Annotated in this window: 16 protein-coding genes and 1 tRNA gene; 12 read left to right on the forward strand and 5 right to left on the reverse strand. The window is 59.7% G+C overall.

What is annotated here, in order from left to right; translation table 11 throughout:
- The first annotated feature begins 123 nt into the window (after positions 1-123).
- From G6K99_RS12250 to G6K99_RS12265, 4 genes are all read left to right on the forward strand, one after another.
- Positions 124-690: a transglutaminase-like cysteine peptidase gene (locus G6K99_RS12250; RefSeq protein WP_092662577.1), complete on the forward strand. Its 567-nt coding sequence runs from the start codon at positions 124-126 to the stop codon at positions 688-690.
- Positions 691-917: 227 nt separating this feature from the next.
- Complete coding sequence (locus G6K99_RS12255) at positions 918-1673, forward strand: hypothetical protein (RefSeq protein ID WP_174196669.1); 756 nt, start codon at positions 918-920, stop codon at positions 1671-1673.
- A 118-nt stretch (positions 1674-1791) separates the two neighbouring features.
- Positions 1792-3309 (forward strand): D-alanyl-D-alanine carboxypeptidase, encoded by a 1518-nt coding sequence (locus G6K99_RS12260; RefSeq protein ID WP_062456988.1) that lies wholly within the window; start codon positions 1792-1794, stop codon positions 3307-3309.
- A 103-nt stretch (positions 3310-3412) separates the two neighbouring features.
- Positions 3413-3697: a hypothetical protein gene (locus G6K99_RS12265; protein ID WP_062456991.1), complete on the forward strand. Its 285-nt coding sequence runs from the start codon at positions 3413-3415 to the stop codon at positions 3695-3697.
- Between the two features lie 19 nt (positions 3698-3716).
- Here G6K99_RS12265 and G6K99_RS12270 read toward each other — a convergent pair whose 3' ends face one another.
- Positions 3717-4154: a DUF1489 family protein gene (locus G6K99_RS12270; RefSeq protein WP_062456994.1), complete on the reverse strand. Its 438-nt coding sequence runs from the start codon at positions 4152-4154 to the stop codon at positions 3717-3719.
- 75 nt (positions 4155-4229) lie between these two features.
- Complete coding sequence (locus G6K99_RS12275) at positions 4230-5630, reverse strand: L-serine ammonia-lyase (protein ID WP_174196670.1); 1401 nt, start codon at positions 5628-5630, stop codon at positions 4230-4232.
- A gap of 217 nt (positions 5631-5847) precedes the next feature.
- Between G6K99_RS12275 and G6K99_RS12280 the strand changes: the two genes are divergently transcribed.
- Together G6K99_RS12280 and G6K99_RS12285 are read left to right on the forward strand one after the other, a co-directional pair.
- Positions 5848-6579 carry a DUF599 domain-containing protein gene (locus G6K99_RS12280; RefSeq protein WP_062457000.1) on the forward strand — a complete coding sequence of 244 codons (732 nt, stop codon included), beginning with the start codon at positions 5848-5850 and terminating at the stop codon, positions 6577-6579.
- Positions 6576-7565, forward strand: a complete 990-nt coding sequence (locus tag G6K99_RS12285; RefSeq protein WP_174196671.1) for a heparan-alpha-glucosaminide N-acetyltransferase domain-containing protein — start codon at positions 6576-6578, stop codon at positions 7563-7565. The genes G6K99_RS12280 and G6K99_RS12285 overlap by 4 nt, the downstream gene beginning before the upstream one ends.
- A gap of 4 nt (positions 7566-7569) precedes the next feature.
- On the opposite strand, the gene G6K99_RS12290 is transcribed toward G6K99_RS12285, so the two are convergent.
- Complete coding sequence (locus G6K99_RS12290; protein WP_092662576.1) at positions 7570-7956, reverse strand: MerR family DNA-binding transcriptional regulator; 387 nt, start codon at positions 7954-7956, stop codon at positions 7570-7572.
- A gap of 77 nt (positions 7957-8033) precedes the next feature.
- The gene (gene mgtE / locus G6K99_RS12295; protein WP_062457009.1) at positions 8034-9452 is read right to left on the reverse strand and encodes a magnesium transporter; all 1419 of its coding nucleotides are present in this window, start codon (positions 9450-9452) and stop codon (positions 8034-8036) included.
- Between the two features lie 214 nt (positions 9453-9666).
- Here mgtE and G6K99_RS12300 point away from each other — a divergent pair, with 214 nt between their 5' ends.
- Together G6K99_RS12300 and G6K99_RS12305 are read left to right on the forward strand one after the other, a co-directional pair.
- Positions 9667-10158 (forward strand): peptide deformylase, encoded by a 492-nt coding sequence (locus G6K99_RS12300; RefSeq protein ID WP_174196672.1) that lies wholly within the window; start codon positions 9667-9669, stop codon positions 10156-10158.
- Between the two features lie 74 nt (positions 10159-10232).
- Entirely contained in the window at positions 10233-10730 is a 498-nt protein-coding gene (locus G6K99_RS12305) for a BON domain-containing protein (protein ID WP_174196673.1), read from the forward strand.
- Between the two features lie 56 nt (positions 10731-10786).
- Here G6K99_RS12305 and lipB read toward each other — a convergent pair whose 3' ends face one another.
- The gene (gene lipB / locus G6K99_RS12310; protein WP_113110830.1) at positions 10787-11524 is read right to left on the reverse strand and encodes a lipoyl(octanoyl) transferase LipB; all 738 of its coding nucleotides are present in this window, start codon (positions 11522-11524) and stop codon (positions 10787-10789) included.
- A gap of 176 nt (positions 11525-11700) precedes the next feature.
- On the opposite strand from lipB, the gene G6K99_RS12315 reads away from it, so the two are divergent.
- The 4 genes from G6K99_RS12315 to G6K99_RS12330 all read left to right on the forward strand — a co-directional run bounded on the left by G6K99_RS12315 (position 11701) and on the right by G6K99_RS12330 (position 13900).
- Positions 11701-11785: transfer RNA gene (locus G6K99_RS12315), tRNA-Leu, on the forward strand.
- A 145-nt stretch (positions 11786-11930) separates the two neighbouring features.
- Positions 11931-12167 (forward strand): hypothetical protein, encoded by a 237-nt coding sequence (locus G6K99_RS12320; RefSeq protein WP_062457020.1) that lies wholly within the window; start codon positions 11931-11933, stop codon positions 12165-12167.
- Between the two features lie 141 nt (positions 12168-12308).
- Positions 12309-13229 (forward strand): DMT family transporter, encoded by a 921-nt coding sequence (locus tag G6K99_RS12325; RefSeq protein WP_174196674.1) that lies wholly within the window; start codon positions 12309-12311, stop codon positions 13227-13229.
- 41 nt (positions 13230-13270) lie between these two features.
- The gene (locus tag G6K99_RS12330) at positions 13271-13900 is read left to right on the forward strand and encodes a GNAT family N-acetyltransferase (protein ID WP_244631435.1); all 630 of its coding nucleotides are present in this window, start codon (positions 13271-13273) and stop codon (positions 13898-13900) included.
- Positions 13901-13941: the final 41 nt, after the last annotated feature.

Raw genomic sequence — 13941 nt, forward strand, 5'->3', positions numbered from 1 at the left:
ATCTGATTTTACTGCGGTATTTTGCGGTCGATCAAAGGGTCTGAGGCATTGTTTCCCCACAACGGGGAGACAAGAAAAATGAACTGCCGTAAAGCTCTCGCATTCGCAATCGCCGCCGCTGCAATGATCGGCTCCATGACCGTCCAGTCCTTTGCAATGCCATCCGGCGCCATGCGCGTTATCGGCAAGGCAAACCCGCCGATCGGTCATTACGAATTCTGCAAGACCTACACGAGCGAATGCGTGGCATCCTACAAGGACGCCGGCCCCGTGGCACTCACCGAAGACACCTGGCGCACGATCCTCGACGTCAACTACACGGTCAACACCTCGATCACACCGATGACCGACCAGGAAATCTACGGCGTCGAAGAGCGCTGGGCATACCCGCGGACCGTCGGGGACTGCGAGGACTTCGTGCTCCTGAAGCGGAAGATGCTGACGCAGCAGGGCATTTCGCCTTCCAACCTGCTGATCACGGTCGTGCTGCAGCCGAATGGCGAAGGTCATGCAGTCCTGACCGTCCGCACCGATCGCGGCGACTTTGTCCTCGACAACATGCGCAACAAGGTCATGATCTGGACCGATACGGAATACACATACCTGAAGCGCCAGGCGACCGATGATCCGGCGCGTTGGGTCAAACTCCAGGACGGCCGGGCGACCGCAGTCGGCAGCGTCAGCCAGTAAGACAAGATTACCCCGACGAACGATCGACCATGTCATCATTCAGAACGCCGGCAGGGCCTCCGAGGAGGTATCCTGCCGGCGATTCCATTTATGGCGCTCACCACTGTCGCGCGACTATGACTAACGATCCATTAACCACAAATCCGCAACAATGGCGGTATCGCTGCCGGCGCGGTCGCACCCCTCGTTCGGTCCGCCGGCCACTCCAGTGACGAGAGCCCGGCCGCATGCAACCCGACAGCCTTAGTGAAACGGACAGCCCGCTTCTATCCAGGCGAACCCTATACAAGATCACCGGCATCGTGGTTGCGCTTGGCATAGTGACCAGCGCCATCAGCGTTGGCGGCCGATGGCTCGGCGAGCGGATGATGCTGGGTGGCCATTCCGAGAGCACCGAGACATTCGACTTGGTGATCGGTCAGGATACGATCCAGCTTTCAGCCAACACGCTCCGTTTCAAAGAGCAGAGACGGAGCGGTGCAACTGAACGGGCGGATCTTTATCTGACCTGGCCGGAAATGATGGGCTACAGCGCCACAAATCGGGCGCGATTCGACACCGTCTCCCAGCCGGCATCTCTGATCTTCGTACAAATGTCGCAGAGCACCATGTCGCGCGACATGTCGGGGCGGCTTCAGCCGATCTACGAGGGACTTTTCGAAGGCCCGGCAGAACCGGCTGAGCATGGGCTGACACTGCATCGCCTCCGGGCGGACAGCGGTTACGGGAACGAAGTGATTCTGACGGGCGCACAGCCTGGTGCCGCCTCCCCCTACGCCGTGCGTTGCCTTTTTCCATCGGCGGGAGAGCGCCCTACCAGCGGCGACTGCCAGCGCGATATTCGAGTGGGGCAGGATCTGACCGTGCTTTATCGATTCTCGAGCGTGCTTTTGCGCGACTGGCAGAAGATTGACGCCGGAGTTCGGACATATGTCCAAACCCGCCTTGTGACCGGGCACCCGGTAACGCAGGTCAATCGGTAAAATGGTCCTCTGCGAAGCAACCAAACGTTCATCATAAACCTCTTGGTAACGCTGTTCCCCTAGATTGCCTGACAACGGGCCCATCGGGGGCGCTGAGCCCGGACGTAATACAACCACCATGCAAGCGATGAGTGCGGCAGTGTCGAAGAGCATGTTTTCCACAATCCTCCCCAAGGGACGCGTGGCAGTGCCGGGAAAATTTCTCGGTTGTCTTTTTACGGTGATCTTGGCCTTTTCGAGCCTCGCCAGTCCGGCGCATGCCGATCCGAAATATGCAGGGATCGTCGTCGACGCCAAGTCTGGAAAGGTTCTTTACGGCGAGGATCCGGATGGTCTTCGCTATCCAGCTTCGCTCACGAAGATGATGACGCTTTACCTGACCTTCGAAGCGCTCGAGGCTGGTCGTATCACGCTTGACACCAAGGTTCCGGTTTCTGCGCATGCTGCGTCCGAGCCGCCTTCGAAACTGGGTGTGCGCCCCGGCGGCGCCATCAATGTCGATCAGGCGATCCGTGCACTCGTTACGCGGTCGGCCAATGATATGGCGACAGCTCTCGGCGAGTTCGTCGGTGGATCCGAAGACCGCTTTGCGCAGATGATGACGAACAAGGCACGTGCCCTCGGCATGACGCGTACGACGTATCGGAACGCACACGGCCTGCCCAACACGGCGCAGATGACGACGGCACGTGATCAGGCTCGCCTCGGCATCGCTCTTCGCCAGCATTTTCCGCAGTATTACGGTTACTTCTCCATCCGCACTTTCAATTTCGGCAAGCAGACGATCGGCAACCACAATCGCCTGGTCGGAACTGTCCGCGGCGTCGACGGTATCAAGACCGGTTATACCCGCGCAGCCGGCAGCAATCTGGCAACGTCGGCACAGCTCGACGGTCGCTCGATCGTTGCAGTCGTGCTCGGTGGCCGCTCCAGCGCTGCTCGTGATGCAACGATGCGCAAGCTTGTTGCGGAATATCTTCCGAAAGCCTCCCGCGGCGGTCAGAGCAACCTGATCTCGCAGGCTCCGTCCGCTCCGGTTCCGACACCATCGCTTCCCGTTGCAAGCCAGCCGCGTGTCGCTGCTGCAGTATCCGATGCCCGTCAGGTTTCGGCTCTCGACCTTCCTAACAGTGGCCCCATGCCCGGCGCTCGCTATGACGAGACGGCAGCACCTGCTGCAACCGCCTATCTCGGCGAACCTTCGCAGAAGCGGACGGCTTCGGCAGCGATGAATTCCGCAATGCTCGGTTCTGGCGCTGTCCCGACCCCTGCCCCGGAATATGTTCCGAAGCGCAGTGGCGCCGGCGAGCGGACCGAAATGGCGGCAATCGATTCGGTCACCACGGCATCCACCCGCGATACGCCCAAAGTGTCTCTCAAGGGTGATGTGTCCGGTTGGGTCATCCAGATTGGCGTCTCGCCCAATCCTTCGATGGCAAACGAACTCCTGCAGGATGCGCAGGATAAAGGCGGCAAGGTATTGCGTTCCGCCAAACCCTTCACAGTCGCCTTCAGCACCAATGGCGGCCAGGTCTATCGGGCACGTTTCGGGGGCTTCGGCGACCAGAAGTCCGCGATCGATGCCTGCAATATCCTGAAGAAGAAAGGCGTGAACTGCTGGGCGTCGATACAGTAATCGGCCCATCAGACGACCACTGAAAAAAGCTGCGCCAGCCACCGTGTTTTGTATCCGCCGGCGCAGTGAAATCTCGATAGTAATGCGTAAAACGGGGTTTCCTATGGGAATGAATGAAAACAGTATCGGCTTCGTCGCCAACGCGACGAAGTCCAAGGCCCGCGGCATTGCGCTCAATCCGCTGCACGAAGCGGCCATGCGGCTTGCGGGAATGGGAATGGCGGGAATGAACCTGTCTTCGCGTTCCCGGGAAAAGACCAAGGATCTCGTCACCCTGCTGCTCAGCCATGGAGCCCGTGCGTGGCGCCAGTCGCAGCCACCGGCTCAGATCCATCTGCATGTCGGGCTGCGTGCCGGACGCGCGTCGGTCCGTTTGAGACTTCGCTGACTGAGACTGGGCTGAATAGCTAGAGAAGACCGAGTTCGGCGAGGTGTCGCCGCAACTCTTCCGGCAGCTGGGTGACATCATCTCCCAGTCCGCCGAGGTCCTTCGGGATCTCGTTATCGAGAAGATAACGCCAGCCCTGAAATGGCCGCTTCGGCATCGGCGCGGTTTCGATGACTTCGGGACCGAGCACCAGCTGGCAACGGCCGATACCATCCTCGCCCTTAACTGTGCGAACCTCCAGAAGCTTCTGGCGCGCAGAGACCTGCCCCTTGATCACCCAGTAGAGCGACCCGCCATCGACGAGCTCTTCCACGCGCTTCGGCATCATTCGCGTCGTGTGGATGCTGTGAGGTTCGAGGCCGGCGGACATGGCGGTCAGAGACCGCTCGGCCACCCAGTCCCTCAGGTCCTGGATGGAGTCGGCGCCGACGCAGAGCTTGATCAGATGTAGAGCCATGTCCGTTCAAAGCCGCAAGGACTGCGTCGGGTCAAGTCGGATCTTTCAAAACGGAAAACGTCCCACAGGAAGCTCTCAGCACTCGACCACGTTCACGGCAAGCCCGCCGGTCGAGGTCTCCTTGTACTTCTCGCTCATGTCCATGCCAGTCTGGCGCATGGTTTCGATACAGGCGTCGAGCGGCACGAAATGGCTTCCGTCACCCTTCAGCGCCAGAGATGCCGCCGTCACGGCCTTTACGGCGCCAAGCGCATTGCGCTCGATACACGGCACCTGGACGAGGCCTGCAATGGGATCGCAGGTCATGCCGAGGTGATGCTCGAGCGCGATCTCCGCAGCATTTTCGATCTGCTCCGGCGAACCGCCCATAACGGCGGCGAGACCTGCAGCGGCCATGGCCGCAGCCGACCCGACTTCACCCTGGCAACCGACTTCGGCACCGGAAATCGAGGCATTGTGTTTGATGATGCCGCCGATCGCTGCCGCGGTCAGAAGAAAGGTACGGATGTCTTCCTGCGTCGCGTCGTCGTGAAAATGCAGATAATAGCGAACCGTGGCTGGAATGACCCCGGCGGCACCGTTGGTCGGCGCGGTCACGACACGGCCGCCACCGGCATTCTCTTCGTTGACCGCCATCGCGTAAACAGACAGCCAGTCATTGGCGAGAAGCGGGTTGAGCCGATTGCTGCGCCATTCCTCGTTCAGGCGGTCGTGGATCGCCCGCGCACGGCGCTTCACCTTGAGGCCACCCGGCATGATGCCGTCGACCTTCAGACCGCGATCAATGCAATTCTTCATCGCGTCCCAGATCCGGTCGACACCTTCGTCGAGTTCGACCTCGGTCATCTTTGTCAGCTCGTTGGCGCGTTTCATCTGAGCAATCGTCAGGCCTGAACCGTGCGACATTTCGAGCATTTGTTTGGCGGACGAAAACGGATAGGGCACGCGCGCATCGCTTGCCGTCTTCTTGGACGCCCGCATCGCCTCGAGTTCGGTGTCGGTCACGACAAACCCGCCGCCGATCGAATAGTAGATGCGCTTCAAGAGCAGTCGTCCGTCCCGATCCAGCGCCGAGAAGCTCATGCCGTTGGCATGGCCGGGCAGCGGCTGCTTCTTGTCGAAGATCAGGTCCGTTGCCGGCTTGAACTCGTAGCTGGGGTGGCCCGGCGGGGTGACGCGACCGGTACGTTCGACGTCTGCAATGATCGCGTCCATCCGATCGGGGTCGACGCTGTGCGGCTCTTCGCCGACAAGACCGAGGATAATCGCCCTGCCCGTTCCGTGCCCAATGCCGGTAAAGGCAAGCGACCCGTGGAGGCTGACCTTCAGCGCCGCGACGGCAGCACCCGTCGGGCGTGGCCAGTCATTGGAAAGGAGGAGCTCCAGAAAACGATTGGCTGCCGACATCGGCCCCATCGTGTGCGAGCTGGAAGGACCGATACCGATTTTGAAAACGTCGAAAACTGAAAGAAACATGATTGTTCACGGGACCGTTCGTTTGGGCAGAGGCTACGCCAAACCTGAGTTCGGCTCAGGCGATCACCCGACATCCGCTTGGACACGAGCGACATGCATCACAGAGACACGCTCCACAGATAGGTGTTGCAAAACCTATACCAGGCACACGCCTCTTGCCCGGACAGCCGAAACAAAGCAAGACGAAACGAGGCATACACGATTTGTGGCGAGACCCATGACGACTGCGGACTATATCGCGCTGGCACTGTTTCTCGCCCTGTGGGCCCTTTATTCCTGGCTCACAGCGGGGTCTGGCAGTCGCTTTTTCCCCCGCTTGAGCCTTAACCGGGCCATGGCGGAGCGGCGTCGGAACTGGATCTACAACTCGCTTCGGCGCGATCTCAAGATGATCGACACGCAAATCCTGGCCGGCCTGCAGAACGGGACGGCATTTTTCGCCTCGACCTCGATCTTCGCGATTGGTGGCTGCTTTGCGCTGCTTGGCTCGACCGACAAGGTGGAGGACGTGTTCAGCAACCTGCCCTTCGTCTATTACGGCGGGCGGACGGCCTTCGAGCTCAAGGTTGCCGGTCTGACGGTGCTGTTCGGCTATTCCTTCTTCAAATTCGGCTGGGCCTACCGTCTGTTCAACTACTGCACCATCCTGTTCGGCGCCCTGCCGATGATGCACGACACGAATGCTGATCGTGCCAAAGCTGAGATCGCCGCAGATCAAGTCATCCAGATGAACACGATCGCCGCCGGCCACTTCAATGCAGGCCTTCGGGCGCTGTTTCTTTCCATCGGCTACCTGGGCTGGTTCGCCGGGCCCTACATGTTCATGGCGATGACCGCGATCGTGGTCTTCGTTCTGACACGCCGCCAGTATTTCTCCGACGCCCGTCTCGCGCTGATGGACCCGGTGAGCGACACCAAAGACAAACAAGAGCGGGACATGCGAACGTGACATCATCAGAGATCCAACCCAATGCCTCCCGCGTGCCGCGCATTGTCTTGATCGATACGCTGCGCGGCGTGGCACTGATCGCCATGGCGACCTATCATTTCACCTGGGATCTCGAATTCTTCGGCTATCTCGATCCGGGGACAGCGACGCAGGGTTTCTTCAAGATCTATGCGCGACTCATCGCCAGTTCGTTTCTCTTTCTCGCCGGCGTCAGTCTGGTCCTTGCACATACGCCGCAGATCCGCTGGCAGTCCTTTGCGAAACGGCTCGGCATCGTTGCCGGTGCAGCCCTTGCCATCAGCGTCGCGACATTCGTCGCCTTCCCGGGCGAATGGATCTATTTCGGCATTCTGCATAACATCGCCCTGTCGAGCCTTATCGGCCTGGCGTTCCTGCGGCTTCCTCCGGCGCTCACGGCTGCGGTCGCCGCGATGATCGCGGTTCTGATGCTGGTCGATTACGTCGCTATGCCGGGAACTCTCGATTCGGCTCTGTTCGACACGCGCTGGCTCGCCTGGATGGGCTTCGCCGAAGCTCCGCCCCGTTCGAACGATTACGTGCCGTTGTTTCCCTGGGTTGCCGCTCTTCTCGCAGGCGTCGCCGCAACCAAGTTCCTGATGACACGAAACGTGCTGCCGCGCATTGCGAAGGTCCAGACAAGACAGAACCTACTCTCAAAGGCCGGTCAGCACAGCCTGCTGATCTATCTCGTGCATCAGCCGATCCTGATCGCTCTCGTCTATCTCTTCTCGCTGGTCCACCCCGCTCCGCCGCCGGATGTCCGCAAAGGTTACATCTTGAGCTGCGAGAGGGGCTGCATAGAGAGTGCCGACGCCAACATCTGCCGCGCGTTCTGCACCTGCACGGCCGATCGGCTGATTGCCCAGAACCTCATGACGCCCATGCAGTCAGGCGTGATCACGCCACAGGACGACCGGATCCAGATGCTCGCACAGGAATGCGCCATCGCTTCGCCGCCTCCCTGAGAGTTCAGGTGCCGACGCCGATTTCGGCGAGACGGGTCAGGCAGGCCTCCTCGACATTGTCGAGTTCGAGCAGCGTTTCCTCGATGTCCTTGCGCTTCTGGCGCAGGTCATCGCGTTTCTCGTCGACCTTCTTCATCAGAAGCTTGAGCTGGCCCATTTCGCCCGGAGGCTCCTTGTAGATCTGGACGATCTCGCGGATCTCCGCGATGGAAAAGCCGATGCGACGTCCACGTAGAATTTCCATGATCAGACGGCGGTCTGCAGCCCTGAAAAGACGCGTACGTCCCCGGCGCTCCGGATGGATCAGGCCCTCATCTTCATAGAAGCGCAAGGTGCGCGTGGAAACGCCGAACTCGCGGGTCAACTCGGTGATGCTGTAATATTTGTTCACGGCCACATCCTGACATTTCTGCCTCAAATAATTGACTTTTACGTAACAGTCAATTTTTCGGATATTTGCTGCTTTCGTTACCCGATCGCAAACCACCAAGTGGCGAGGCCCAGAAAAGAGAAGAACCCGGTCGTGTCGGTGATCGCAGTCACAAAGACCGCGGAGGAAACGGCGGGATCCGCCCCTGCCCGGTTGAGGAGAATCGGCACCATCAGACCGGCGCTGGCGGCCGCGACCATGTTGATGAGCATCGCCGTCGCAATTAGTCCGCCGATGTTCGGATCCTGAAACCAGAAGCCCGCCACCAGCCCGACGAGTGTGCCGATCAGACACCCATTGATCAGGCCGACGCAGATTTCACGCCGCGCGACGCGCCAGGCATTGTGGATATCGAGATCGCGGGTCGCGATGGCGCGCACCGTGACCGTCATCGTCTGCGACCCCGCATTGCCGCCCATGCCGGCGACGATCGGCATCAGGATCGCCAATGCGACCACTTCTTCGATCGTAGCCTCGAACAGCGAGATCACCGACGCCGCCAGGAAAGCGGTCAGGAGGTTGACGAGCAGCCAGGGCACGCGAGACCGCGAGATATCGACCACGGTGTCGGACAGTTCTTCATCGCCGACGCCGCCGAGGCGCATGATGTCTTCTTCGGCCTCTTCCTGCATCACGTCGACGATGTCGTCGATCGTCAGGACGCCGACGAGCCGGCCGTTTTCATCGACGACAGCGGCTGAGAGAAGATCGTATTGCTCGAAGAGCTGTGCTGCCTCTTCCTGGTCCATATCGGCGGGGATTGGGTAGTTGGTCTCCCGCATGATCGTCTCAATCTTTACCTGCCGGTTGGTACGCAGGATGCGGTCGAGATAGATGACGCCGAGCAGCTTGAAGGTCGGGTCGATCACGAAGACCTGCGTAAAGCTTTCCGGCAGGCCTTCATCTTCGCGCATGTAATCGATCGTCTGGCCCACCGTCCAGAACGGCGGCACGGCCACGAATTCGGTCTGCATGCGGCGTCCGGCCGAGCTTTCCGGATAGTCGAGCGCGCGTCTGAGACGAACGCGCTCCGTAAACGGCAGCTGCGCGAGGATCTCTTCGCGATCCTCCTTGTCGAGATCTTCGAGAATGTAGACCGCGTCGTCGGAATCGAGACCGCCAATACCCGCAGCAATCTGCGCGTTCGACATATGCTCGACGATCTCCATACGGATCGCCTCGTCCACCTCGGTCAGAGCCGTCAGGTCGAAGTCGGTGCCCAGCAGCCGAACCATCGCCCGGCGCTGGTCGGGCATGATCGATTCGAGAAGGTCGCCGAGTTCGGATTCGTGCAGGCGCGCTACATGCTGGCGCAGATAGAGAACATCCCGATCGGCGATTGCTGCCCCGACCCTCGCGAGGAAATCGGGCCGAACCGCGCCTTCTTCGGTATAGATGTCGTGGGCCGGTTCGTTGGCCTTGCTGCGACCGCGGGTCTCTTCGCCGATATCGCTCATTGCCGCCCTCGCTATCCGCATCTCGCAGGTTGAAGATAACGGCAGAAACTGATTTTCAACAACCAGATAACCGTCTTAGATCGAACGCGTTTGCCGCTTCATTCCAGCTAGAGCAAATGGTCGGGATGGTCCAGTGCGCAATGGTCAAACATCTGTGGCGAAACGGTTCTCGCCATGCCAATGGGAACGCTTGAGAGACGAGGAAGGATAACGAATGGCACCCCTGACGATATTGCGATATCCGGATCCCGGCCTGTCAAAGCCGTGTCAACCGATTACCGTGTTCGACGCAGCACTCGAGACGTTCGCGCAGGATCTGCTCGCCACCATGCGGGCTGCACGGGGCGTCGGAATCACCGCCGCGCATGTCGGGGTTCACATCCGGCTTGTCGTGCTCGAACTGTCGGCGAAAGACGGTCCGCGCTTTTATGCCAACCCGGTAATCCTTTCGTTCGGTGAACAGCCCATGCGCTACACCGAGGGAAGCGTATCCATGCCAGGTGCGACCGAAGAGGTCGAGCGTCCCGCCATGATCCGGTTCCGCTATCAGCGCCTGGACGGGACGCACGCAGAAGAGGACGCCACGGGCTTTTACTCCGTCTGCATGCAACATGAGATCGACCAGCTGGACGGCGTCTTCTGGCTGAAGCGTCTATCGAGGTTGAAACGCGACCGGTTGGTCCGCAAGTGGGAAAAAGGTCGGTAGAGGAACCAAGGCTGTTCCTGACGGTTATCGAGGCAACCCTCTACCGACTGACGAACCTTACGGAAGGAACCACAATGCCCGCCCCCCGCAAGCCCGACGATATTTCCCGCGAAGAAGATTTCCGCGATTACGACGACCGCAACATCGACGAAGGCTGGCCTTATGACGATGCAGCCGGTGCCGGTGCGCGTCCGGTCGGCAACGCCGCCTATGGCGAGCCTGCTGCGAACTTCGAAAGCGATCGTAACGAAGGCTACCAGGTCGAAGGCATCGAGGCCGACGGGCAGCAGGAACGGCTTGTCGACAGCGATACGCCCGCAACGATCGGGGTCGAAGAATCAGACGATCTTGAAGAGCGCATCACGGACGCGATCGAATCGCTCGATATCGCCATGATGGATGCCATCGACGTGCATGTCGATGACGGAGAGGTCACGCTCGAAGGCCTGGTCGACGAGGCATCTGCCGTGCGCATCATCGCTGCCAAGGTAAAAAGCATTTCCGGCGTGAAATCCGTCGTCAACAACCTGCGCGCTGGCGGCGTCGATGGACGTATGCCCGACGAGGACTGAGGCTCGCACGCCGGTTGTTATGACCGTCGCTTCCAACCATCAGACGATTGCACAGGTCACCGTGAGGTGACCTGTTCTCGTTCGTTCACTGTCGGGCCGAAGATCTGCTCGAAAGCCTCACGAAGCCGGATATCGACATCCGTCATCATGACCGGCAGGCCGAGATCCACCAGGCTGGTCACACCATATCCAGTTATACCGCAAGGCACGATGCCGGAGAAATGCGACAGGTCGGGCTCGACGTTGAGCGACAGACCGTGAAAGCTCACCCAGCGGCGCAGGCGAATACCCAGTGCGGCAATCTTGTCCTCGGTCACCGACCCGTCGAACATGGTGGGCTTGTCAGGCCGCTTCACCCATACGCCAACACGATCCTCGCGCCGCTCGCCGCGAACGTTCATCATGTCGAGCGTCTGGATGACCAGCTCCTCGAGGCCCGCCACATAGGCTCGAACGTCCTGACGCCGGCGCTTCAGGTCCAGCATAACATAGGCAACGCGCTGGCCCGGGCCATGATAGGTGTATTCTCCGCCGCGACCCGTCGCAAATACGGGAAACCGATCCGGCTCGATGAGATCGGCGGTCTGTGCACTGGTTCCTGCAGTATAAAGCGGCGGATGCTCCAGCAGCCAGACGAGTTCGTCGGCATGGCCGTCGGCAATGGCTGCAACCTCCGCCTCCATCGTGGCGATCGCCACGTCGTAAGGCACGAGTTCGTCCGAAACCCGCCATCTTACGGGCGGACAGTCGGCTTGCGGCAGCATGGAGAGATTGAGATCGGTGCGTGTCAGCATGGCCAGTCTTCTGTCAAAAGCGAACAAGGGCGGCAAGAGCCCTGTTTTCCGGGACTTTATATAAGGTTATCCCCAACCCGTTTAAATCCTTCAAAAATCTGTCACGACGCACTTGTGCACCCCAAATCCTTTTGCTACATGCTCGCTCGCCGGAGCAATTCGGCTCTACCACGGATGCGGTCGTGGCGGAATTGGTAGACGCGCAGCGTTGAGGTCGCTGTGGGGCAACCCGTGGAAGTTCGAGTCTTCTCGACCGCACCAAAAGAACCCGGCTTCGGCCGGGTTTTTTCGTTTCTGGCGTCAAGCGACGTTTCAAGCCTCGTCATGTCACCCAATTCACATCTTCACAAACGAATTGACTTCTTGCTCCCTCTGGAACATAAACAGAACAACACAGGAGCGTAACATGGCAACCGCAGAAAAATTCATCGTTCTCCAATTCAAGAAGAACCGCGGCCACATCGTCCCCGGTGAAATGCGCCAGGCCTCGAACGCGGCCTCCGCCGAGAAGATCGCGACGGCCATGTCGGTGCGCGTCATCGGTGTCGCTGCCTATTCGGTAATGGTGGACGAAGAGACCGGCGACATGACCTCCCCGCGCCTTCTCATCGAACACGGTGAGACCACGGAACTCGCGGCCTAACATACCGCGACCTCTGTATCTCAGCATCCGATATGCTTTCCGGTGCTTGCAGCGCCAAGCGTTGCTGATGTGCCCGCACCTGCGGCTTGCCGACAAGGTCAGCCTGTGTTTGAACTCAGGTTCAATTGAAAGCGCAGGCCAATGCCCCCAAAGACTTCCGAAAACCCGCTCAAGGGCATGGCGATCATGGCCTCGTGCATGGCCATTCTGCCGGTCATGGATGCCATCGCCAAATACATGGCGAATTTCGAGCACATGTCGCCCGGACAGGTCACCTTCTATCGGTTCCTGTTCCAGTTCCTGAGCCTGCTGCCGCTGGCACTGCTTACCGCCCGGTCGCTCATCCATGCGAACCGCCCGTGGATGAACCTGTTGCGCGGCACGTTGCATGCGTCGGCAAGCCTGATGTTTTTTGCCGCCGTCAAATATATGCCGCTTGCCGATGTGTTCGCGATCTACTTCGTTGAACCCTTCATGCTGACGATGATGTCGGCCATCTTTCTCGGAGAGAGGGTCGGCTGGCGGCGCTGGCTTGCCATCGTCGTCGGATTCGGCGGTGCGATGATCGTGATCCAGCCGAGCTATTCGATATTCGGGTGGACGGCGCTTCTGCCGGTCGCCTGCGCCTTTCTCTTCACGCTCTATCTGTTTCTCAATCGCGCCATTGGTGAGGGTGATTCGCCGCTGGTGATGCAAACCATTGCAGGCCTCGGCGGCACCGTCTTCATGGGCCTCGCGATGACGGCCGGAAGCGGTTTCGGCGTGACCGACTTCGAGCCGTCCCTGCCCGCTTCCGCGCTCGGGTTGCTGCTGCTGGTCGTCCTGGGTTCGATCTCGGGATACATGCACCTCCTCGTGGTCAAGGCGTTCAGGATGGCACCCCTGTCGCTGCTCGCACCCTTTCAGTATTTCGAGATCATATCGGCGACCGTGCTTGGCTATGCGCTGTTTGGTGACTTTCCGACGGCATCGAAATGGTTCGGCATCCTCGTCATCGTGGCCTCGGGCCTGTTCATCATCTGGCGCGAACATGCGCAGTCGAAACAGCTCGTACCTGCGTGACCGTCGTTGACAACAACCATCAAACATCGTGAAAAGACCTCATGAGCCAAGACCCGATGTCCCCTGACAATCTCATGCTTCTCAGCGGATATTCCAATGTTCCGCCGGGAATGATCGCGACCGTGGTGACCTGTCTGGAGATGCAGGAACGACCGGAACCCGGTTCCAATCCTCCTGCAGGATCGCTCACCGTCGAACACTGGCCGTCGCCGTCGATCGCGGATTATCGCGCGCTCTACAGATCAGTCGGCGAACACTGGATGTGGACCTCGCGCCTCATCATGGATGACAGCGAGCTTTCCGCTATCCTTCAAGACCCACTGATCGAAGTTCATGCCCTGATGGATGGCGATCGCGCGGTTGGGCTTCTGGAACTCGATTTTCGCAAGGAAGGCGAATGTGAGATCGGCTATTTCGGTCTTGCCGCCGGTACGATCGGCAAGGGGGCCGGCCGGTTCCTGATGAATGCTGCTATCGAAAAGGCGTGGTCGCGCCCGATCTCGCGCTTGTGGGTTCACACCTGCCACCTTGATTCGTCTCACGCTCTGCCATTTTACCAGCGCTCCGGCTTCAAACCCTTCAAGATGATGGTCGAAGTCGTCGATGATGTGCGGCTGACAGGCCTGGTGCCGCGCAGCGCATCTCCGCAGGCGCCGATCATCGAGCCCTGACCGATCACCCGATTGCGACTATTCATACCGTCTTCCGGCTT

It is taken from the genome of Neorhizobium sp. AL 9.2.2 (genome assembly GCF_013317225.1).
GTDB classification, from domain to species: domain Bacteria; phylum Pseudomonadota; class Alphaproteobacteria; order Rhizobiales; family Rhizobiaceae; genus Neorhizobium; species Neorhizobium soli.

Bases quoted from the DNA above. Each gene is read 5' to 3' on its own strand.
- G6K99_RS12250 (WP_092662577.1), top strand. From the start codon at position 124: ATGATCGGCTCCATGACCGTCCAGTCCTTTGCAATGCCATCCGGCGCC.
- G6K99_RS12255 (WP_174196669.1), top strand. From the start codon at position 918: ATGCAACCCGACAGCCTTAGTGAAACGGACAGCCCGCTTCTATCCAGG.
- G6K99_RS12260 (WP_062456988.1), top strand. From the start codon at position 1,792: ATGCAAGCGATGAGTGCGGCAGTGTCGAAGAGCATGTTTTCCACAATC.
- G6K99_RS12265 (WP_062456991.1), top strand. From the start codon at position 3,413: ATGGGAATGAATGAAAACAGTATCGGCTTCGTCGCCAACGCGACGAAG.
- G6K99_RS12270 (WP_062456994.1), bottom strand. From the start codon at position 4,154: ATGGCTCTACATCTGATCAAGCTCTGCGTCGGCGCCGACTCCATCCAG.
- G6K99_RS12275 (WP_174196670.1), bottom strand. From the start codon at position 5,630: ATGTTTCTTTCAGTTTTCGACGTTTTCAAAATCGGTATCGGTCCTTCC.
- G6K99_RS12280 (WP_062457000.1), top strand. From the start codon at position 5,848: ATGACGACTGCGGACTATATCGCGCTGGCACTGTTTCTCGCCCTGTGG.
- mgtE (WP_062457009.1), bottom strand. From the start codon at position 9,452: ATGAGCGATATCGGCGAAGAGACCCGCGGTCGCAGCAAGGCCAACGAA.
- G6K99_RS12300 (WP_174196672.1), top strand. From the start codon at position 9,667: ATGGCACCCCTGACGATATTGCGATATCCGGATCCCGGCCTGTCAAAG.
- G6K99_RS12305 (WP_174196673.1), top strand. From the start codon at position 10,233: ATGCCCGCCCCCCGCAAGCCCGACGATATTTCCCGCGAAGAAGATTTC.
- lipB (WP_113110830.1), bottom strand. From the start codon at position 11,524: ATGCTGACACGCACCGATCTCAATCTCTCCATGCTGCCGCAAGCCGAC.
- G6K99_RS12320 (WP_062457020.1), top strand. From the start codon at position 11,931: ATGGCAACCGCAGAAAAATTCATCGTTCTCCAATTCAAGAAGAACCGC.
- G6K99_RS12325 (WP_174196674.1), top strand. From the start codon at position 12,309: ATGCCCCCAAAGACTTCCGAAAACCCGCTCAAGGGCATGGCGATCATG.
- G6K99_RS12330 (WP_244631435.1), top strand. From the start codon at position 13,271: ATGAGCCAAGACCCGATGTCCCCTGACAATCTCATGCTTCTCAGCGGA.